This is a genomic window from Ruegeria sp. BC2, assembly GCF_056539245.1.
Window position 1 is genome coordinate 249,813 of the sequence record NZ_JBQFUQ010000003.1, and the last position, 20,661, is coordinate 270,473.

At 63.3% G+C, this 20,661-nt stretch carries 23 protein-coding genes; 16 read left to right on the top strand and 7 right to left on the bottom strand.

From position 1 onward, the window contains the following. Positions 1-31: 31 nt before the first annotated feature. The 5 genes from ACR0CU_RS14370 to ACR0CU_RS14390 all read right to left on the bottom strand — a co-directional run bounded on the left by ACR0CU_RS14370 (position 32) and on the right by ACR0CU_RS14390 (position 5,435). Positions 32-1,309 carry an amylo-alpha-1,6-glucosidase gene (locus ACR0CU_RS14370; protein ID WP_170448086.1) on the bottom strand — a complete coding sequence of 426 codons (1,278 nt, stop codon included), beginning with the start codon at positions 1,307-1,309 and terminating at the stop codon, positions 32-34. Between the two features lie 10 nt (positions 1,310-1,319). Next, positions 1,320-2,360: an ABC transporter ATP-binding protein gene (locus ACR0CU_RS14375; protein ID WP_170341571.1), complete on the bottom strand. Its 1,041-nt coding sequence runs from the start codon at positions 2,358-2,360 to the stop codon at positions 1,320-1,322. 21 nt (positions 2,361-2,381) lie between these two features. Beyond that, on the bottom strand, positions 2,382-3,221 hold the full coding sequence (locus ACR0CU_RS14380) for a carbohydrate ABC transporter permease (protein WP_170341552.1): 840 nt from the start codon (positions 3,219-3,221) through the stop codon (positions 2,382-2,384). After that, entirely contained in the window at positions 3,218-4,063 is an 846-nt protein-coding gene (locus ACR0CU_RS14385) for a carbohydrate ABC transporter permease (RefSeq protein ID WP_170341551.1), read from the bottom strand. Before ACR0CU_RS14385 ends, ACR0CU_RS14380 begins: the two co-directional genes overlap by 4 nt. Positions 4,064-4,166: 103 nt before the next feature. Continuing rightward, positions 4,167-5,435 carry an ABC transporter substrate-binding protein gene (locus ACR0CU_RS14390; protein WP_170359495.1) on the bottom strand — a complete coding sequence of 423 codons (1,269 nt, stop codon included), beginning with the start codon at positions 5,433-5,435 and terminating at the stop codon, positions 4,167-4,169. Between the two features lie 246 nt (positions 5,436-5,681). Between ACR0CU_RS14390 and ACR0CU_RS14395 the strand changes: the two genes are divergently transcribed. Beyond that, complete coding sequence (locus ACR0CU_RS14395; protein WP_170365805.1) at positions 5,682-6,695, top strand: LacI family DNA-binding transcriptional regulator; 1,014 nt, start codon at positions 5,682-5,684, stop codon at positions 6,693-6,695. Positions 6,696-6,699: 4 nt separating this feature from the next. Here ACR0CU_RS14395 and ACR0CU_RS14400 read toward each other — a convergent pair whose 3' ends face one another. Further along, entirely contained in the window at positions 6,700-7,065 is a 366-nt protein-coding gene (locus ACR0CU_RS14400) for a winged helix-turn-helix transcriptional regulator (protein ID WP_170448088.1), read from the bottom strand. Between the two features lie 128 nt (positions 7,066-7,193). Here ACR0CU_RS14400 and ACR0CU_RS14405 point away from each other — a divergent pair, with 128 nt between their 5' ends. From ACR0CU_RS14405 to ACR0CU_RS14460, 12 genes are all read left to right on the top strand, one after another. Then, complete coding sequence (locus tag ACR0CU_RS14405) at positions 7,194-7,802, top strand: NAD(P)H-dependent oxidoreductase (protein ID WP_170448091.1); 609 nt, start codon at positions 7,194-7,196, stop codon at positions 7,800-7,802. Then, a complete protein-coding gene (locus ACR0CU_RS14410) occupies positions 7,789-8,508 on the top strand; it encodes a glutathione S-transferase family protein (protein ID WP_170341559.1) in 720 nt (239 codons plus the stop codon). Before ACR0CU_RS14405 ends, ACR0CU_RS14410 begins: the two co-directional genes overlap by 14 nt. A gap of 223 nt (positions 8,509-8,731) precedes the next feature. Continuing rightward, the gene (locus tag ACR0CU_RS14415) at positions 8,732-10,711 is read left to right on the top strand and encodes a bifunctional 2',3'-cyclic-nucleotide 2'-phosphodiesterase/3'-nucleotidase (protein ID WP_437436495.1); all 1,980 of its coding nucleotides are present in this window, start codon (positions 8,732-8,734) and stop codon (positions 10,709-10,711) included. Positions 10,712-11,056: 345 nt separating this feature from the next. Continuing rightward, positions 11,057-11,791, top strand: coding sequence for an urease accessory protein UreD (locus tag ACR0CU_RS14420; protein WP_217356855.1), 735 nt, complete (start codon positions 11,057-11,059; stop codon positions 11,789-11,791). 1 nt (position 11,792) lies between these two features. Continuing rightward, complete coding sequence (locus tag ACR0CU_RS14425) at positions 11,793-12,095, top strand: urease subunit gamma (RefSeq protein ID WP_005976933.1); 303 nt, start codon at positions 11,793-11,795, stop codon at positions 12,093-12,095. Between the two features lie 11 nt (positions 12,096-12,106). Then, positions 12,107-12,265, top strand: coding sequence for a hypothetical protein (locus tag ACR0CU_RS14430; protein WP_170448099.1), 159 nt, complete (start codon positions 12,107-12,109; stop codon positions 12,263-12,265). Next, positions 12,262-12,567, top strand: coding sequence for an urease subunit beta (locus tag ACR0CU_RS14435; RefSeq protein WP_170448101.1), 306 nt, complete (start codon positions 12,262-12,264; stop codon positions 12,565-12,567). The genes ACR0CU_RS14430 and ACR0CU_RS14435 overlap by 4 nt, the downstream gene beginning before the upstream one ends. Then, a complete protein-coding gene (gene ureC / locus ACR0CU_RS14440) occupies positions 12,567-14,276 on the top strand; it encodes an urease subunit alpha (RefSeq protein WP_170448103.1) in 1,710 nt (569 codons plus the stop codon). The genes ACR0CU_RS14435 and ureC overlap by 1 nt, the downstream gene beginning before the upstream one ends. Before the next feature lie 14 nt (positions 14,277-14,290). Further along, entirely contained in the window at positions 14,291-14,737 is a 447-nt protein-coding gene (locus ACR0CU_RS14445; protein ID WP_170359485.1) for an urease accessory protein UreE, read from the top strand. Next, positions 14,721-15,374: an urease accessory protein UreF gene (locus ACR0CU_RS14450; protein WP_254429014.1), complete on the top strand. Its 654-nt coding sequence runs from the start codon at positions 14,721-14,723 to the stop codon at positions 15,372-15,374. The genes ACR0CU_RS14445 and ACR0CU_RS14450 overlap by 17 nt, the downstream gene beginning before the upstream one ends. Further along, positions 15,371-16,006 (top strand): urease accessory protein UreG, encoded by a 636-nt coding sequence (gene ureG / locus ACR0CU_RS14455; RefSeq protein WP_170371723.1) that lies wholly within the window; start codon positions 15,371-15,373, stop codon positions 16,004-16,006. The genes ACR0CU_RS14450 and ureG overlap by 4 nt, the downstream gene beginning before the upstream one ends. Positions 16,007-16,181: 175 nt before the next feature. Continuing rightward, positions 16,182-17,021 (top strand): EamA family transporter, encoded by an 840-nt coding sequence (locus ACR0CU_RS14460; protein WP_170341536.1) that lies wholly within the window; start codon positions 16,182-16,184, stop codon positions 17,019-17,021. 9 nt (positions 17,022-17,030) lie between these two features. On the opposite strand, the gene ACR0CU_RS14465 is transcribed toward ACR0CU_RS14460, so the two are convergent. Then, positions 17,031-17,648, bottom strand: coding sequence for a TetR/AcrR family transcriptional regulator (locus ACR0CU_RS14465; protein WP_170435732.1), 618 nt, complete (start codon positions 17,646-17,648; stop codon positions 17,031-17,033). Between the two features lie 127 nt (positions 17,649-17,775). On the opposite strand from ACR0CU_RS14465, the gene mbfA reads away from it, so the two are divergent. From mbfA to fghA, 3 genes are all read left to right on the top strand, one after another. After that, complete coding sequence (gene mbfA, locus ACR0CU_RS14470; protein ID WP_170359475.1) at positions 17,776-18,750, top strand: iron exporter MbfA; 975 nt, start codon at positions 17,776-17,778, stop codon at positions 18,748-18,750. A gap of 44 nt (positions 18,751-18,794) precedes the next feature. Continuing rightward, positions 18,795-19,724: an AEC family transporter gene (locus ACR0CU_RS14475; protein WP_170359474.1), complete on the top strand. Its 930-nt coding sequence runs from the start codon at positions 18,795-18,797 to the stop codon at positions 19,722-19,724. 101 nt (positions 19,725-19,825) lie between these two features. Then, entirely contained in the window at positions 19,826-20,659 is an 834-nt protein-coding gene (gene fghA / locus ACR0CU_RS14480; protein WP_170448107.1) for an S-formylglutathione hydrolase, read from the top strand. Positions 20,660-20,661: the final 2 nt, after the last annotated feature.

Sequence of the window (20,661 nt, forward strand, 5' to 3'; positions counted from 1 at the left end):
GCCCGTTGAGTGGGGACCGGTGCCGCGCCGCTCATGCTGGGGTGGTTTCCGCGTTCAGGATCTCGATCACCATCGCGGCCGTCCAGGTAAAGCTGCCGCCGCCGCAGGGTTCGGCGGTGACCGGGTCGTAGTACTCGGCAAAGCCGCTTTGCTCGATCAGGCGCAGGCTGTCGTCGACGATCCGCTGCACGATCCGGCTCTTGCCCGCGCGTTTCAGCCCATCGGCGATCATGTAGTTCACGATCAACCAGACCGGGCCACGCCAATACCTCAGTCCGTCGTATTCGGGGGCCGCCGGGTCGTGGCTGGGCACCAGAAACGGGACCGTGGCACCGATGGCTTCCAACCGCTGGGCGATGGCCTGCGCGCGGTGCTCGGGGATGGGACAGAACGCCGCCAGCAAGCCGCCGATCGAAGGGCTGTCGATCAGCGCCCCGGTGACCCGATCAAGGCACAGATATTGCCCGCGGGTCTCGCTCCACAGGGCGTCCATCGCCGCGATCCCCGCCTGCGCACAGGCGCGCGAGGCGCTGGCGATCTCGGCTTCGCCCAGGTCTTCGGCCAGCGCGGCAAGATCAAGGCACGAGCGGATCAGGATTGCATTGAATCCCGGGTCCACGACCCGGAACGGCGAGGCGTCATGCAGCTTGGAATTGTCCCAGCCAAGGCCGCGGAAATGTTGCACCAGCCAGATATAGCGGCGGTATTCTTCATCGGTCGGCCTGTGCGCCGGGTTGGCATGGGCCACGTCGCGACGCTGGAACGGGGCCACGCCCTCGGTCGGGACCCGGGCCAGCGCTGCGTCCCAATCGACCGAGTTGTCGCGCCCCGATTCCCACGGGTGGATGATGGCGACCAGACCGGTGCCCTGCGGGTCGCGGTTGGTATAGAACCATTGGTGCCAGGCGTGGATCCTGGGCAGCAGGGCGCGGGCCTGCGCATCGGCCAGCGCCCGGTTTTTGGCCCGCGCATGGATCCGCCGCACGGCGAACCCGGCCACCGCCGGCTGCGTGATGCCCGAGGTGGGAACCGCGTGGCCCGTGGCCCAGACATCCGGCCCTGGGAAATAGCCGTCATTCATCTCGTGGAAGATGATATGCGGCACCATGCCGTCATCCCACTGATGCCGGAACAAGGTCTCGATCTCGCGCCAGGCGCGGGCCTCGTCGAAATGCGAGAACCCAAGGGCGCTGAGCGCGCTGTCCCAGTTCCACTGGAACGGATAGAGGCCGTGGGTGGGCACCGTGTAGTCGCCCCGGTCGTTTCGGGCCAGAACGGCGCGGGCCTGTTCGATCAGATCCTGTTTCATTGCGCGCTCCTCAGGCCACGGCCAGGGTTGTTTCGGGGTCGAACCAGCGCACCCGGTCGGGCTGCGGGGCCAGGGTCAGGGTGTCGCCGCGGCGGACGGTCAGATCGCTGTCCAAAACCGCGCGGAACAGGGCGCCATCCACGCTGCAGGTGACCAGAAGGTGCGCGCCCAGCGGTTCGACGACCTTGACTGTGGCGGCAAGGCCCGTGTCGGCCGGGCGCAGATCCTCGGGGCGGATGGCGAAATGCAGCGGCGTGGTTCGGGACGGCCCGTCGAGGATCTGGCCCGCGACGGTCCACTTGCCGTCTCTGGTCGGAGTGGCGGGCAGGAAGTTCATCGGCGGATTGCCGATGAACCCGGCCACGAACTCGGCCGCCGGGTTGCGGTAGACCTCGATCGGCGAGGCCGCCTGAACGATCTTGCCCTGATGCATCACGCTGATCCGGTCGGCCATGCTCATGGCTTCGACCTGGTCGTGGGTGACATAGATGGCGGTGGTGTTGCTTTCGGCCAGAACGCCTTTGAGCTCGGCCCGCATCTCCATCCGCAGCAGCGCGTCCAGGTTCGACAGGGGCTCGTCCATCAGGATCACGTCGGGCTCCATCGCCAGGGCGCGGGCCACGGCGACGCGCTGGCGCTGACCGCCGGACAGCTCGCCCGAATAGCGCCCCAGCAGTTGGTCGATATGCATCAGACCCGCCGTGCGCTCGACCCGGCGCTTGACCTCGTCATTGGGCAGTTTCTGCATCCGCAGGCCGAACCCGATGTTTTCGAACACGGTCAGATGCGGGAATACGGCATAGTTCTGGAACACCATGGCGATGCCCCGATCCTTGGGCGGCAGGTGATCCACCCGGCGCCCGCCGATCCAGACCTCGCCCTCGGTCGCGGTCTCGAGCCCGGCGATGATCCGCAGCAGCGTGGTCTTGCCGCAGCCCGAGGCCCCCAGCAGAACCATGAATTCCTGGTCCTGGATGGTCAGGTTGATGTCGTGCAGCGCCTGGTAGCTGCCAAAGCGTTTCGCGACATTCTTGATTTGAATTTCTGCCATTATTCCAACTCCTTGGGGCTGTCAGCGGTTGGCGATGCCCCACATGGCGAACAGGTATTTGCGCACGGCGAAGATGAAGATCAGTGCCGGCACGACCAGAATGAAACCGCCCGCGAATTTCAGATGCAGCGGCGAGGTGTCGAGGTTCTGCAGCAAAAAGGCCGTCAGGGTCCGGTTCTCGATCGTCAGGACGGCGGCGGCGAACACCTCGTTCCACGAGATCACGAAGGCGAAGATGGCCGAGGCCGTGATCCCCGGCAGGATCAGTGGCAGCACCACCTTGGTGAAGGCGGTCAGCCGGGTGCAGCCCAGCGTCCAGGCGGCCTCTTCCAGTTCCAGCGGGATGCCGGAAAATAGCGAGAACGTGATCAGCACCGCAAACGGGATGGCCAACGTGGTGTGCACCAGCGACAGGCCGAAAACCGTGTCATCCAGCCCGGTCTGGATGAACATCACCGCCAAGGGCAGCGCCAGAAGCGGCAGCGGAAAGGCGCGGGTCAGCAGGATCAGCAGGCGAAACGCCTCTTTCCCGCGAAAATCGAAACGTGACAGGGCATAGCCCGCCGGCGCGCCGATCAGGATCGACATGATCATCGTCAGACCCGCCACCAGGATCGAGTTCTTGAGTGCGGTCAGGATGCCCGCGAAACCTGCAAAGAACCCCAGGCTGCCCAGGTCGAATTCGGGGATGAAGGGCTTGGGAAAACTGTTCACCGTTTCCGGCGAGGACAGCGTGTTGATCAGCAGGAAATACAGCGGCACCAGCACCCAGGCGCACAGCAGCACCACCGCGGCGATGTAGACATAGCGTCCGGCCCGGCGTGTATCGGGCGCGGCGACATCGGTCGTGACGGTTGTCATATCGTGGCTCCTTTCGGGACACGCAGGGCGCGCAGTATGATCAGGGTGAACCCGATCGAGATGGCGAGGATGATCAGCGCCATCGCCGCCGCCGCGCCGCTGTCAAGCAGGTCGAACTGATAGGCGTAGGTTTCGCTCATGAGGACGGGGAACAGGGTGCCGCCCAGGGCCAGCACCACGGCGAAGACCTCGAAGGCCAGGATCACGCGCAGCACCAGTGCCGTTTGCAGCGACGGGCGCAGCAGCGGCAGCGTGATGCGGGTGAAGCGTTTCCAGGGCGAGGCGCCAAAGACCTCGGCCGCCTCGTAATATTCCTTGGGGATCAGGCCGATCCCTGCGACCAGGATGACCAGCATGATCGCGGTGGCGCGCCAGATCTCGGCCAGGGCGATGGCCAGGAACACCACGCCGGGGTGCTGATAGCTGAGGAAATTCACCGGCCGGTCCACTACGCCCAGCCCAGAAAGCATGGAGTTCAGGAAGCCCGACTGTTCGAAGATCGCCAGCCAGATGATGCCCGCGGCCAGATCCGAGATACCCAGTGGGATGGTCCAGACATACAGCACCAGGTCGCGCCCTCGCTGCATCTTGTTGACCATCGTGGCCATCAGCAGCGCCAGCGCCAGTTGCACCGGAACCACCGCCGCCGCCAGCAGCAGCGTATTCTGCAGCGAGATCGGGAATTTCCAGTACCCGACCACCTGCCGGAAATTGTCCAGCGTGAATCCGTCGCCGGTGTTGAAAGCCTGCTTGGCGACCAGGACGAAAGGATACAGAAAGAACAGGCACAGAAACGCCGTCACGGGCAGGATCAGCACATAGGGCAACACACGAGCGTTCATCAGATCGCTCCTTTCCTTGCGGAAGTTCCGGTGGTTTCGGGCAGAGAGTTCGGGGGGGACACCGGGCCTGCATCAGGCCCGGTGCGAGGATCAGGTCAGACCCTTATTCGACAGGGCACGGACCGTCCGAGGGTGCATCCGGAGCCCAGCAGGGCGCGCCGGTCTCCTGCATGATCGCCTCCAATGCGCCTTTCTGATCGTCCAGCACGGTGCGGATGTCCTGACCACCCAGTACGATCCGCTCGAACGCATCTGTATAGACGCGGTTGAAGTCACCGCCCTTGTCGCCCAGTCCCGCGGGCAGCAGCCCGGGGTTGGCATCGGCCGAGCCACTCATCTTGGCGACCGCGTCGCCTGCGGCTTTTACGGCTGGCGGCAGGTCGTCGGGCAGGTCAACCGCGACGACCGGGAAGAAGTTGGTGGCACGCAGCGTGGCGATCTGGGTTTCCGGCTTCATCATGTAGGCGACCAGAGCTTTGGACGCTTCCATGTCCGGTGCGGTTTTGGGGATCGCAACACCAGCCAGAACCGGCATGAAGCCGCGCCCGGTCGGGCCCGCCGGGGCCGGGAAGGCCACGAAGTCATCAGGCCGTTCGTTGAAGGCCTGCGCCAGACGCGAGGTGTGGTCGAACACGATCCAGGCATCGCCCGACAACAGCTGTTCCTGCATGAACGAGAAGTTGGTCGAGGCCGGGTTGGTATGCGTCCACAGCTCGCGGAATTTTTCCCACGCGGTCACGGCATCGTCGCTGGCAAAGGTCCGCACCACGCCGTTCGTATAGGACGGATACAGATAGCCCTGGAAGAAGCGGTGCTTCAGGCCCTTGGGCCCGGCCGGAAAGCCGAATTTCGGCTCGCCCGCAGCCTCATGCGCGTTGGCGGCCCATTCGATCAGCTGATCATAGGTCAGCGCATTGATGTCGGCGCCTTCGGGCAGGTACTGCAGCGCCTCTTTGTTGGCCGCCATGATATAGCTGGCCTGCATCCAGGGGATGTATTGCAGGCTGCCTGCTCCCAGCGTCGCCAGCTCGTTGAACGTGTCCGAGGCCGAGGCGATTCCAAGATCATCCAGGTCGACCAGATCGTCGGGGTTCATGGCCGAGAAGTCGCCATGCAGCGCGCCCAGCACGCCGATCGTGCCCGAACCGGCCTGCAATTCGGCCTGCAGACGCGTCAGCCAGGGGCCGCCGTCATTGGGCTGGTAGTCCACGCCACCCTCGAAGCCTGAAAGAACCTGCTCGCGCATGGCCTGCGCCTCTTCGACCGGCTTGGCCTGTGTCGACCAGAACAGAACCTCGGCCTGCGCCACGTTTGTGACCAGGGCCAGAACAAGGCCGGATGCGGCACCGACCAGCTTGGATTGAATTGACATGGACTCCTCCCAGAGTTTCGATTGGGCCTTTTGCCCGTTCTGCCCGGTGGGGTCGGTTTGCTGTGCTTGTCGTGTGGCGACTCACCCCAGGCGATGTCATTAGCATGGTATAACGATATATCTTCCGTCAATGAATATTTTCCAATCGATTGGCCCGAACTTTAGTAAGTTGTGGGAATTGCTCGTTGCAATGCCCTAGTGAGTTGGGCATTTTGATGATGCAACGATATATCAGAAGTCCGAGAAATGCCCGCCAAACCCACCCTCGCCAGTGTCGCCAAAGCCGCCGGAGTCTCGATCCCGACGGTCAGCCAGGTGATGCGCGGCACTGGGCGGATTTCCGAGCAGACCCGTAAGAAAGTGCTGCAGGCGGCCGAGGCCTTGCACTATGTCACGGACTCGCGGGCGGCGTCGATGCGATCAGGCGAGAACCGGGAAATCGGATTCGTTCTGAACCAGTTCGCAAACCCGTTCAATGCCGAGGTCGTCAGCGGCGCGGTCGAGTTGCTGGAGGCTGAGGGGTATCTGGTTTCGATCTTGGACACACGCGACGACGCGGACCGGCAGGGCAAGCAATTGCGGGATTTCATCCGCAACGGGCGCGGCGGCCTGCTGTGGGTGCCTGCGCTGGAGACCACCGCAGAAACCCTTCAACTCTTGCGCACGCATGGTTTGCCCACGGTGACCTTTCTGCGCCATGTCAGCCCTGATTTTGATCATGTGGGCATCAGAAATGCCGAAGCGACCGCGACCGCGACCAATCACCTGGCGGAACTGGGGCACAGGCACATCGCATTCTTCGGCGGCATCGGCATGAACCCCGTTCGAAAGCAGCGCATAGCCGGGTATGAGCGTACGCTGCAGGACTTGTCTTTGGGGCCGCCGATCATCTGGCCCTCACCTGACACCAAGCGTGCGGGTATGCAGGAGATGCTGAAATTGCACGACGCCCATCCTGAGGTCACGGCGGTGGTCTGCAATGGCGACATGGTCGCTTTGGGGGCGTGTTTCGGCCTGATGCGGGCTGGGTTGCAGCCGGGGCGGGATGTTTCGATTGTTGGATTTGACGATACCGAGGATGCCTCGGTCGCAATTCCCGCGCTCAGTACCATGGCGGTTTCGCCAAAGCGGTTGGGCCGCAAGCTCGCACGTACTCTGCTGGACAGGATAAAAGACCCTGACATGCCGGTAATCGTGTCCGAAGTTTCAGCCCGGTTCATCGCACGGGAAACCACGGGGCCGCTGCAGAAGGACCGCTGACGAGTCAGGCGCGCGTATCCGGCAAGGTCTCACTCCACTTCCGCAGCTCGTCCAGAAAACCCAGCGCGGTGCGTCCACGGTCGGTCACGGAGTACTGCACCGAAACCGGTGAGGTTTCGAGCACTTGGCGGTGCACCAGGCCCTGTTGCTCCAATTGGCGCAAGCGTTCGGCGATCATCTTTTTGCTGGCGCCACCGATCATCCGGGCCAAGTCATTGAATCGCACCGGCCCATCCTTGAGGTGCCATAGGATCGAACCGGTCCACTTGCCGCCGATGATCCGCATGCCGCGTTCAATGGGGCATGGTTCGCGGCACGCATCCACCGCTTGCCGCTTGCCTTGGTCGTCCTGTTCGATACGGGCACGCATCGCCTTCTCCAGTCCAGTATTAGGTTACAAAAAGTAAACTGGTTGCAATTCATCACTACCGTTCTCAAGTTCGGTTTCACCCCGGTCGAAGTCAAGGGGCAAGCAGTTTCAAAACCAAGGATATGGACATGAGCAAGATCCTGATCGTGAACGGTACGCAGCCTTACGAGTTCGCACCTGGCCGCCTGAATGCGTCGCTGGTACAACGCGCGCAGTACGCGCTGACCGGCATGGGCCACGAGGTGCGCGTGACCACGGTTGCCGAAGAATACGACATCAATGCCGAGATCGACGCCCATGTCTGGGCGGATGTGGTCATCATGCAATTTCCGGTGAATTGGATGGGCGTACCGTGGGTGTTCAAGAAGTATCTCGACGAGGTCTATACCGCGGGCATGGACGGCCGGTTGCTGGCCGGCGATGGCCGGACCGCCGAGGCGCCCGAGGCCAATTACGGCACCGGTGGCCTTCTGCATGGAACGAAATACATGCTGTCGGTCACCTTCAACGCTCCGCGCGAGGCGTTCGACAACCCGACCGAGCCGTTCTTTGCCGGGGCCAGCGTCGATGACCTGCTGTGGCCCATGCACCTGAACGCCAAGTTTCTGGCGATGCAGCCCCTGCCTACCTTCGCGGCTTTCGACGTGATGAAGAACCCCCGGATCGAACAGGATTTCCAGCGGTTCGACGCACATCTGAAACAGCATTTCGAGGAGATCGCGCATGTCGCAGCCTGACATTCATCTCTACACCGCGGCCACGATGAATGGCTACAAACCGGTGATCTTCCTGGAAGAGGCAGGCGTACCCTACGACCTGACCCCCATCGACTTTTCCAAACAGGAACAAAAGACGCCGGCGTTCTTGTCGCTGAACCCCAACGGGAAGATCCCGGTGATCGAGGACCGGGCCGAAGGTCGCGCGATTTTCGAAAGCGGCGCAATCCTGTGGCACCTCGCGCAGAAATACGGTCAGTTCCTGCCCTCAGATCCGGTGCAGCAGTCCGAGGTGATGCAGTGGATGCTGTTCCAGGTCGGGCATGTGGGTCCGATGATGGGCCAGGCCATGTATTTCCAGCACATTGCCGCCCCCAATGGCCATACCGAACCGTTCTCGATCCGCCGCTACGTGGACGAAAGCCGCCGCCTTATGGAGGTGATGAATGATCGCCTGAATGGGCGTGACTGGATTGCGGCAGGGCAATACACGATCGCGGACATGATGCTGTACCCTTGGGCGCGGGCCTATGTCTGGGCGCGGGTTCAGGTCGATGACCTTCCGCATCTGAACGCATGGTTCGACCGCATCGATGCCCGCCCCGCAGTGCAGAAGGCGCTGACCATTCCCAAGGCCAATCCGCAGTTCTGGGATGCCACGGCTGATGCCAGCGCCTTTGCGCGGGAAAACGCCGCGCGGTTTGCCGGTGACGTGAAAAAGGACTGAGGCCGCGGCCCGGGCTCCCCAGCCCGGGCCCGCCCAACAGCACCTTGGGCGCCGCATGGCCCAAGCGCGGGTCAATGGCCGGGAGGACGCTTTACTCGGGTGTCAAAAGCGGTCAGTCTGAACCATCGGCGCGCCGGGTGATCCCCTCGGGCCGCGCTGTCACATCATTGTCGTCATAAACGTTCAGATGATGCGTCGACCAATTTATTTCGAGAGGTGCCTCATGACCCTATCCAGCAAATTCGCGATGTCGCGGCGTCAATTTCTGGCCACCACCACGGCCGGCGTCGCCATGGTTTCCCTGCACCCGTTCTCCGCCGCCGCCGCAAGCAACCAGGCGCATCTGCGGATCATGGAAACGACCGACATTCACGTTCACGTCTTTCCCTATGACTACTACGCCGACAAGCCGCGCGATACGGTGGGGCTGTCGCGCGCGGCCTCGATCATAAACCAGATCCGGGCCGAGGCCACCAACTCGATGCTGGTCGACAATGGCGACTTTCTTCAGGGCAACCCGATGGGCGACTACATCGCCTACGAGCGTGGCATGAACGACGGCGACACCCACCCGATCATCAATGCGTTCAACACGTTGGGCTATGATGCCGCGACGCTGGGCAACCACGAGTTCAACTATGGTCTGAGCTTTCTGGAAAAATCGCTAGCCGGGGCGCAGTTCCCGATCGTGCTGGCCAATATCGCCAAGGAACAGGGCGCCAATCCGCGCGCGGACAAGACGTTGGTGCAGCCCTATGTCATCCTCGATCGCGAGATCGAGCTGGGCGATGGCAGCAAGCAGCCGATCCGCATCGGCGTCATCGGCTTCACCCCGCCGCAGATCATGAACTGGGACCGCCGCCACCTGGAAGGCAACGTGCAGGCCCGCGACATCGTCGAGACCGCCAAAGCCTATGTGCCCGAGATGAAAGAGCAAGGCTGCGATCTGATCCTGGCCCTGTCGCATTCGGGCATCGGCGCGGCCGATCACGCGGACGGGATGGAGAACGCCTCGGTTCCGCTGGCCGGGGTCGATGGCATCGACGCGCTGGTGACCGGGCACAACCACCTGGTCTTCCCCTCGCCCACCTTCGCCGACCGTGCCGGAGTTGACGTGGACAAGGGCACGCTGATGGGCAAGCCGGCCGTCATGGGCGGGTTCTGGGGGTCGCATCTGGGCGTGCTCGACCTGTTGCTGGAACGCGACGGCAACGAATGGCGCGTGGTCACCACCACCTCCGAGGCGCGGCCGATCTCGAAGCGCAACGAAGACCGCTCGATCACTGCGCTGGTCGAGGACGACCCAAAGGTGCTGGCCTCGGTCGCGCAGGATCACGAGGAAACGCTGGCCTATGTGCGCCGCGCGGTGGGCAAGACCTCGGCCCCGCTGCACAGCTATTTCGCGCTGGTGGCCGATGATCCGTCGGTCCAGATCGTGTCGATCGCGCAGAAATGGTATGTCGAAGAGATGCTGAAAGGCACCGAGCATGAAGGCCTGCCCATCCTGTCGGCCGCGGCACCCTTCAAGGCCGGTGGCCGGGGTGGCCCGGAATACTATACCGACGTGCCGGTGGGCGATGTGGCGATCAAGAACGTGGCCGATCTGTATCTCTACCCCAACACCGTGCGCGCGGTTCGCGTGAACGGCGCGCAACTGCGCGGCTGGTTGGAGCGTTCGGCCGGGATGTTCAACCAGATCGAGCCGGGCGCCAAGGATGCGCTGCTGCTGAATCCCGAATTCCCCTCCTACAATTTCGACGTGATCGACGGTGTGACCTATCAGATCGACCTGTCTCAGCCCTCGCGTTTTGGCCCGAAAGGTGAAGAGATCAACCCCGACGCGGCGCGCATCGTGAACCTGCAGTTCAACGGTGGCCCGGTGACCGACGACATGGAATTCATCATCGCCACCAACAACTACCGCGCTTCGGGCGGCGGATCGTTCCCGGGGGCGATGGGCGACACCATCGTGTTCGAGGCCCCCGACACCAACCGCGACGTGATTGTGCGCTATATCGTCGAACAGGGCACGATCGACCCCAAGGCCGACGGCAACTGGTCCTTCGCGCCGCTGGGCGAGACCACCGTTCTGTTTGAAACCGGTCCCAAGGCCCGCGATTACATAAGCGACGTCAAAGGGTTGGCGCTGGAAGACGCGGGCGACGGGGCCGACGGTTTCGCGGCTTTCCGCATCACGCTCTGACCGACGACAGACATCGGATCGGGCGGCCAATCTGGCCGCCCTTTTCTTTTTGGTTTGTGGCCGAAGGCCGGATTATCACGCGCATTGGCGGGATGCTTATTTTTCAGGCGTTAGGGGAAAAAATGCTCAGAAATGGGGCGAACGAGTTTTCTCAACCAATTGCCTCTGCCGGGCTGCACTGACTCCAGGAAAAGGCTGTGGTGCTTTCGCATCCGACAGTCCTTTCGCCCGGAGCCACCAATTACCTCTTTGTCCGCAATAACTGCCGCGCAAGCGATCGCCACGCCCCCCCGTGCTGTCGGGCGGGGTGTTGTGTCCGTAGTTGGCCGCGCGGGCCGAACCAAGTTGCAAGACCTACGCCAGCAGGGGTCGCTGAAGCTGCTGTTTCCTCGGCGCGATGGCGCGGGCATGCAGGCGGTGCTGATCAACACCGCCGGCGGCGTCACCGGCGGAGACAGTTTTGACCTTTCCGCCACCGCTCTGGCAGATGCACATCTGACCCTGACCACGCAGGCGGCCGAGCGGGCTTATCGCGCGTCCGGAGCAGTTCCGGGCCGTATTCGGACACATCTGACCGTGGCGGCAGGCGGCCAGTTGAACTGGCTACCGCAGGAAACGATCCTTTTCGATGGTTGCGCGATCGACCGCCGCCTTCGTGTCGATCTGGCTCCCGATGCCGGCCTGCTGCTGGTGGAATCCCTGATCTTCGGCCGTGCCGCGATGGGCGAGCAAGTCACATCGGCCAAATTCCAAGACCGCATCGAAATCTGGCGCGCGGGTCGGCTGGCCCATCTGGACGCGCTGCGTCTGACCGGTGATCTGGCGGCGGAAATGGCCCGGCCCGGCGTTGGTGACGGCGCGGGCGCGCTCAGCAGCCTGATACTGATCCGCCCGGATGCCGCCGCGCATCTGGACCCGATCCGCGCGGCCTTGCCTGAGACCGGCGGCGTCAGCCTTGTGGGTGAGGACATGCTGTTGATACGCCTGCTGGCGCCCGACGGTTTCGCGCTGCGCCAGACCCTTGTGCCGATCCTGAACCGGCTGACCCGCAACTCCCTACCAAGACCCTGGATGATCTGACATGCAACTCTCGCCGCGTGAAAAAGACAAACTACTGATCGCCATGGCCGCCGAGGTGGCGCGCAAGCGCCTGGCCCGGGGCGTGCGCCTGAACTACCCCGAGGCCATCGCGCTGATCACCGATGCCGTGGTCGAGGGCGCCCGCGACGGCCGCTCGGTCGCCGACATGATGGAGGCCGGCGCACAGGTCATCACCCGCGACCAGTGCATGGACGGCATCCCCGAGATGATCCACGAGGTGCAGGTCGAGGCGACGTTCCCCGACGGCACCAAGCTGGTCACCGTCCACAACCCCATCCGCTGAAGGAGATGACGATGAAACACCTGGCTTCCCTGCCCTTCGCCCTGATGGCCGCGCCCGCGCTGGCGCATGACGGGCCGCACCTGCACCCGCATGACTCGGGCACCTGGCTGGCGCTGGTCCTGCTGCTGGCGATCGGCGGCGTCGCATTCTGGCTGAAGGCGCGCAAATGATCCCCGGAGAGGTCATCACCACACCCGGAGAAATCGAGCTGAACGCGGGCGCGGCACCAATCACCCTGATGGTGGCCAATACCGGTGATCGGCCCGTGCAGGTGGGCTCGCACTATCATTTCGCCGAAACCAACCCGGCGCTGGATTTCGACCGAGCCGCCGCCCACGGCATGCGGCTGGACATCGCCGCCGGCACCGCCGTGCGGTTCGAACCCGGTCAGCGGCGCGAGGTGCAGCTGATCCCGATCGCCGGCGCGCGGCGTGTCTTCGGGTTCAACGGCGCAGTCATGGGAGACCTCTGATGCCAGCCCGGATCAAACGTACAGACTATGCCGCCATGTACGGCCCCACCACGGGCGACAAGGTGCGGTTGGCTGATACCGACCTGATCATCGAGGTCGAGCGCGACCTGACCACCTATGGCGAAGAGGTCAAGTTCGGTGGCGGCAAGGTGATCCGCGACGGCATGGGCCAGTCACAGGCCACTCGCGCCGAAGGGGCGGTGGACACCGTGATCACCAATGCGCTGATCGTTGACCACACGGGTATCTACAAGGCGGACGTAGGCCTGAAGGACGGGCGCATCGCCCGGATCGGCAAGGCGGGCAACCCCGACACGCAGCCCGGCGTGGATATCATCGTCGGCCCCGGCACCGAGGCCATCGCCGGCGAGGGCCGCATCCTGACCGCCGGAGGGTTCGACAGCCACATCCATTTCATCTGCCCGCAACAGATCGACGATGCGCTGCATTCCGGCCTGACCACCATGCTGGGCGGCGGCACCGGCCCGGCGCATGGCACGCTGGCCACCACCTGCACGCCCGGCCCCTGGCATATCGGGCGCATGCTGCAGGCGGCGGATGCCTTTCCGATGAATCTGGCCTTTGCGGGCAAGGGCAACGCATCGCAACCGGCGGCCCTGCGCGAACAGGTCCTGGCCGGGGCCAGCGCCCTGAAACTGCACGAGGACTGGGGCACCACCCCGGCGGCCATCGATTGCTGCCTGTCGGTGGCCGACGAGATGGACGTGCAGGTGATGATCCACACCGACACGCTGAACGAAAGCGGCTTCGTCGAAAACACCGTGGCCGCCATGAAAGGCCGCACGATCCACGCCTTCCATACCGAGGGCGCGGGCGGCGGCCACGCCCCCGACATCATCAAGATCTGCGGCGAGGCGCATGTGCTGCCCTCCTCGACCAACCCGACCCGGCCTTTTACCGTGAACACGGTCGAAGAGCATCTGGACATGCTGATGGTCTGCCATCACCTCGACAAATCCATCCCCGAGGACGTGGCCTTTGCCGAAAGCCGCATCCGGCGCGAGACCATCGCGGCCGAGGACATTCTGCACGACATGGGCGCCTTCAGCATCATCGCCTCCGACAGCCAGGCGATGGGCCGCGTGGGAGAAGTGCTGATCCGCACCTGGCAGACCGCCGACAAGATGAAGAAACAACGCGGGCGCCTGCCGGAGGAAACAGGCGAAAACGACAATTTCCGCGTGCGCCGTTATATCGCGAAATACACGATCAACCCGGCCATTGCGCACGGGCTTGGCACCCATATCGGCAGCATCGAGGAGGGCAAACGCGCCGATCTGGTGCTGTGGAGCCCCGCTTTTTTCGGCGTGAAGCCCGAGATGGTGCTGTTGGGCGGCACCATCGCCTGTGCGCAGATGGGCGACCCGAACGCCTCGATCCCCACGCCGCAGCCGGTCTATTCCCGGCCGATGTGGGGGGCCTATGGCCGCTCGGTCGAACAGAGCGCGGCGACCTTCGTATCGGAAGCCGCGCAGGAGGACGGCATCGCCGCGCGTCTTGGCCTGGCCAAGCAGACCGTAGCCGTGCGCAACACACGCGCGATCGGCAAGCGCGACCTGCGGCTGAACGATGCCCTGCCCGAGATCGAGGTGAACCCCGAAACCTACGAGGTGCGCGCCGACGGCGAATTGCTGACTTGCCAGCCCGCCGAAACCCTGCCCATGGCGCAACGCTATTTCCTGTTCTGAGAAGGGACGCCCTGATGCTTGCCACATCACAGAAAATCCGCCGCAACGGGCAGTGGGACGAAACCCATGGCACCGTGACGCTAAACTACGAAGACCGCTTTCTGCGCCGCCGGATGCTGCGCACCGCACAGAATGAAGAGTTCCTGGTGGATCTGTCGCAGACGACCTCGCTGGACGGGGGGGATGCGTTCGAACTGGCCGATGGCCGCCTGATCGAGGTGGTCGCCGCCGAAGAGGATCTGTTCGCCGTCACTGGCCCCGATCTGACCCGGCTGGCCTGGCATATCGGCAACCGTCACACTCCCTGCCAGATCGAGCCCGCCCGCCTGATGATCCGCCGCGACCATGTGATCCGCGACATGCTGCTGAAGCTTGGCGCGACGGTCCAGGACATCCGCGCACCCTTCAGCCCCGAAGGCGGCGCCTATGGGCACGGACGGACGCATGGCCACAGCCACTGACCTTGATCTGCTGACGCTGACGCAATGGCTGTCACCCGCCTACCCGGTGGGGGCTTTTGCCTATTCGCATGGGCTGGAACGACTGGTTCAAACGGGCGCGGTGCACGATGCGGCCAGCCTGCGGGACTGGCTGCAGGACGTGCTGGAACACGGTGCCGGATGGTCGGATGCCCTGTTTCTGACCGCCGCTTGGCGCGCCAAATCCGAGCTGGCCTTGATCGAACTTGACGATATGGCCCGCGCCTTCGCCGGCCCCTTCGAGCGCAGGTTCGAGACCGCGCAACAGGGCGCGGCCTTCTGCGGTGTGACGGCTGCAGTCTGGGGCATCGAACTGGCGGATCTGACCTACCCCGTTGCCGTCGGCTGCGCCGCGCGCCACGCCGATTTGCCGGTGGAGCCAACCGCGCGGCTGTATCTGCATGCGTTCATCAGCAATCTTGTTTCGGCCGCGCAGCGGCTGATGCCCCTGGGCCAGACCGCTGCGCAAGGGGTGGTCCGAGACATGGCGCCCTTGTGCGCAATTCAGGCGCACGCGGCAGTGGAGGCCGATCTGTCGGCCCTGTCCGGCACCGCCTTTCTGGCCGAGATCGCGGCCATGCAACATGAAACCCAACAGCCAAGGATTTTCCGCACATGAGCAGCATGAACGGCCCTCTGCGGGTGGGGATCGGCGGACCGGTCGGTGCAGGCAAGACCAGCCTGACCGCCGCCCTCGCCCGCGCGCTGCGCGACACCCACTCGATCGGGGTGATCACCAATGACATCTACACGCAGGAAGACGCCGAGGCGCTGATGCGGATGCAGATCCTGCCGCAGGACCGGGTGATCGGGGTGGAAACCGGAGGCTGCCCGCATACGGCGATCCGCGAGGATGCCTCGATCAATCTGGCCGCGGTGGCCGAGATGGTGCGCCGTCACCCCGAGGTCGAGATCGTTCTGATCGAATCTGGCGGTGACAACCTGTCGGCCACCTTCAGCCCGGAACTGGCGGATGTGACGATCTATGTGATCGACGTGGCCGCGGGCGAAGAGATCCCCCGCAAGGGTGGCCCCGCGATCACCCGTTCAGACATCCTGATCATCAACAAGATCGACCTTGCTCCGCATGTCGGAGCGGACCTGTCGGTGATGCAGCGCGATGCGGCCCGGATGCGCGGCGATCGACCATTCGTATTCACCAACCTGCGGAGCGGCAGCGGAACGAGTGAAATCATCGACCTGTTGGACAAGATCGCCGGCATCGGCGCCGGACGACGTGTAACGGCGTAAGACCCTCAACACGACTATGGGCGTTTCCGGTTCCAAAATTTGGAACCTTGCGCCTGCCGGGTAATCCGATGTAACCGGATTCGACCACCGACGCTGTCCTAGCGATAGCCCGGTGCGAGAAAGTTGCAGCCGGGCCGATCCTACTTGGGGCCGCCCCATCACCTGAGGACCGCCGGTGAGCCCATTCGTCGTCGCGATCATTCTGTCGGCTGCCATCCTGCACGCCGTCTGGAACGCCATCGTCAAAACCGCGGGCGACCGGACGACGACGCTGGGCCTTGTGGCCTTCGGGCATGTGATCCCGGCCAGCGTCATGATCCTTGTCCTGCCCTTTCCGGGGGGTGAAAGTTTTGTCTACATTCTTTTGTCCACCGTGGTGCATTTCGGATATTACTTCATGCTGGGCAAAGCCTATCAGCATGGAGACCTCAGCGTGGTCTACCCGATCGCCCGAGGCATCGTTCCGGCGTTGGTGGCGCTTTGGGCCTATCTGTTGCTGGATGAGGTTCTGCCCCTGCAAGCCTGGATCGGCATCGGCCTTATCGCGTTCGGCATCCAACTCAGCAGTTGGAGCTCGCTCCGGCAAGGCGTCGGCGGCGCGGCGCTGGGGTTTGCGGTGGGAACCGGACTTTGCATCTCGGTCTATTCGGTTGTAGACGGCATCGGGGTGCGGCTGTCTGGAAACACGCTAAGCTACTGGGCTTGGGGGGCGTTTCTGCACCTGTTCATTGCTGGATTCGTGGGCCTGCGACGGCGGCAGGTTCTAACACAGCTTCCGGCGCGCACCTGGGCGATCGGCATCCTGGGCGGTTTCGTGTCGATGCTGGCTTATGGGCTGGTGCTCTATGCCAAGAATTTCGCGCCGCTGGGGGCGGTCTCGGCGTTGCGGGAAACCTCGGTGATTTTTGCGGCCCTGATCGGGTTCGTCTTCCTGCACGAAGGCTATTGGGTGCGCAGGCTGGGGGCCGCCATCCTGATGGCGGGGGGCGTGGCGCTGGTTGGACTTTCGGGCTGAGCCGGTCCGTCAAGTGCCGTAACGCGCCATGAACATGTCAACGGCGTTGGTGGCCACTTCGTCGATTTCCTCGTCCGAGAACCGGGTTTGGATCCCCAAAGCCGCCAGCGTCCACAGGCGCACCTTGCACAATTCCGAGAACTGTTCGGCGGCAAAATGCACGTCGTCAATCGCCAACTCACCTTTGGCCACGGCTTTTTCCAGATACTCGGCCATCTGGCGCTGACCGTTGGCGGGGCCGGCTTCGTAGAACGCCTTGCCCAATTCCGGGAACCTGTCACGCTCGGCCACGCAGATGCGGAACACCTGTTGCGCAAAATCCGAAACCAGAAACCGAGTCAGATGGGTTGCCGTGATCATCAACGCCTCGCGTACCGGCTTGGTTTCGTCGATCATGGCCAGCACGTTTTCCGCCATGCGGCAACACTCGGTCTGCGCCACTTCGGAAAACAGAAGTCGTTTGTCTGGGAAATAGCTGTAGAGCGTCGCCTTCGACACACCCGCCGCACGCGCGATGTCATCGACGCTGGCGCCTTCAAACCCATCCGCCATGAAAACCTCTCGGGCGCCGTTCAGAACCTGGTCGAATTTCCGTCCGGTACGCACGATGGTTGCGGCTTGGGTCATGGTGTCTCCTTGGCTGGGTGCTGCGACAAATCTATAAACCAGTCAGTTCAGTTTCAACGGTTTTCAATTCGGCTTGAAAGTTCCGTTACGCGGCGTAGATTAGAATAATTCTAAAACGAGGGTGGCTATGCGGTTTTTCACTCAGCGCAAACACTTCAGGGATCTGACCGAGCAGGAAGTCATCGCGCTTGCGATTTCGTCCGAGGAAGACGACGCACGGATCTATAGGTCATATGCCGAGATGCTGCGCCCCGACTATCCGGCGACGGCCAAAATCTTCGATGGCATGGCTGCCGAGGAAGACGAGCACCGCCGTCGCCTGATCGCTCTGCACGAGGATCGGTTCGGCGCGGTGATCCCTCTGATCCGGCGCGAGCACGTCGCCGGTTACTACGCCCGCCGTCCGATCTGGCTGGTCGAGAATCTTGGAATCGAGCGAATCCGCGAAGAAGCCGAGATGATGGAGCGCGACGCGGAGCGCTTCTATCTGGCGGCTGCCGGTCGCACGACCGATGCAGCAACACGCAAACTTCTGGGCGACCTGGCTGCGGCCGAAGCAGGGCATCAAGCCGCGGCCGCCGAATTGGAAGAAGCTCACCTGGATCACGATGAAAAAGAAGCCGAAAAGGTGATTTCACACCGGCAATTCATCCTGACCTGGGTCCAGCCGGGATTGGCCGGGCTGATGGACGGGTCGGTGTCGACCTTGGCGCCGATCTTCGCGACGGCCTTTGCCACGCACGACCCTTGGACGACCTTTCTTGTGGGCCTTGCAGCGTCAGTGGGCGCAGGTATTTCCATGGGCTTCACCGAAGCGGCATCGGACGATGGCGAGTTGTCGGGCCGTGGATCACCGGTCAAGCGGGGTTTGGCGTCCGGCGTGATGACCACGGTCGGCGGATTGGGCCATGCCCTGCCCTATTTGATCCCGGAATTCTGGACGGCCACGATCATTGCATTCATCGTGGTGTTTTTCGAATTGTGGGCGATCGCGTGGATTCAGAACCGCTATATGGAAACTCCGTTCTTCCGTGCCGCTTTTCAGGTCGTTTTGGGCGGAGCGCTGGTGCTGGCAGCCGGGATATTGATCGGCAGCGGGTGATGACCCTGCTTGCGATGTGGTAATTCTATGTTACCAATCTGCGCATGGTCGATATCTTTCTGCGCACCCTGCCCTTCTTTGCGATCATCGGCCTGGGATACTGGGCCGGGCGCAGCCGGTTCTTCACCGAAGACGCCACGGCCTATCTGACCAAGTTCGTGTTCTATTTCGCGTTGTCGGCGATGCTGTTCCGCTTTGCCGCCACGCTGCCCTTTGCCGAGATCTTCAACGCGCGGCTGATGCTGGGCTATCTGATCGGCACGGCGGGCGTATACGCGCTGGCCACGTTGGTCGCCTATCTGCGCGGGCTCGACATCCCCACCGCGGCGGTCGAGGCGCAATGCGCCGCCATCGGAAATGTGGGCTTTCTGGGTTTGCCAATGTTGGCCCTGCTGTTTTCCGAAGCCGCAATCGGGCCGGTCATGCTGGTTCTGACGGTCGATCTGGTGGTGTTTTCCTCTCTGATCGTGATCCTGATCAACGGCGGCCGGGATGGAAAGCTGACGGTTGGGACGCTGCGGCTCATCGGAGTCGGGCTGCTGAAAAACCCCATGATCGTCTCGATCTCGGCCGGGTTGATCTGGTCGGCCCTGCAGATGCCGGTGCCTGACCCGTTGAACGATTTTCTGACCATTCTGGGCGGCGCCGCCACGCCGGGCGCGCTGTTCGCCATCGGCGCCTCGCTGGCCAGCAAATCGGCCGAGCGGGTTCAGATCGCGCTGTGGCTCAGCTTTTGCAAACTGGCCGTGCATCCGGCCTGTGTGGCCGTGGTGCTGCTGTGGCTGCTGCCGACTGATCCTTTTGCCGCGGCGGTGGCTATCTCTGCCGCCGCCCTGCCTGTGGCCGGCAATGTCTATATGCTGGCGGCCCACTATGGGGTGGCGCCGCACCGGGCATCTGCCGCCATTCTGCTGTCGACCATTGTCAGCATTCTGACCGTGCCTGTGGTCATCGCGTGGGTTGCCGCATTCTGACGCGGCGACTTCAAAATGCGTGCGAACATTGGTGCCCGGACTTTACGCCGGGGCCTTCGCCCGTTAGCGATGGCACGAACCCAACGTAAGGATGATGCCAGATGGAAACCCTTTCCGAAAACGCCTGTTTCGGTGGCGTGCAGGGCGTGTACCGCCACGCCTCGGCGGCGTGCCAGTGCGACATGACCTTTGGCCTGTTCCTGCCGGCCGAGGCCAAGGACGGCCCGGTTCCGGTCCTTTGGTATCTGTCGGGCCTGACCTGCACCCATGAAAACGCGATGGTCAAGGCGGGCGCGCAGGGCTGGGCCGCCGAACAAGGCATCGCGCTGGTCTTCCCCGACACCTCGCCGCGCGGCGAAGGGGTCGCCGATCATGAGGATTACGACCTGGGCCAGGGCGCCGGGTTCTACGTCAACGCCACGCAATCACCGTGGGCGCCGCATTTCAACATGTGGGACTATGTGGCTGACGATCTGCCCGCGCTGCTGGTCGAAAACTTCGCCATCGACGGCGACCGGCAGGCCATCACCGGCCATTCGATGGGCGGCCACGGCGCGCTGACGCTGGCGATGAACCTGCCGGGCCGGTTCCGTTCGGTCTCGGCCTTTGCGCCGATCTCGAACCCTACGGCCAGCGACTGGGGCCGCAAGCAACTGGGCGCCTATCTGGGCGATGACCCGGCCGCCTGGGCCAAACATGACGCGACGCTGATGATGAAGGAAAAGGGCTTTGACGGCCCGATCCTGATCGACACCGGCACCAACGACCAGTTCATCGACCTGCTGCGCCCCGAGGCTCTGGCCCAGGCCATCGCCGAACGCCGTCAACAGGCTACGACCCGGTTGCAGCCCGGCTATGACCATTCCTACTTTTTCGTGTCCACCTTCATGGAGGACCACGTCACCTTCCACGCCGAAGCCCTGTACGGAGACTGAGG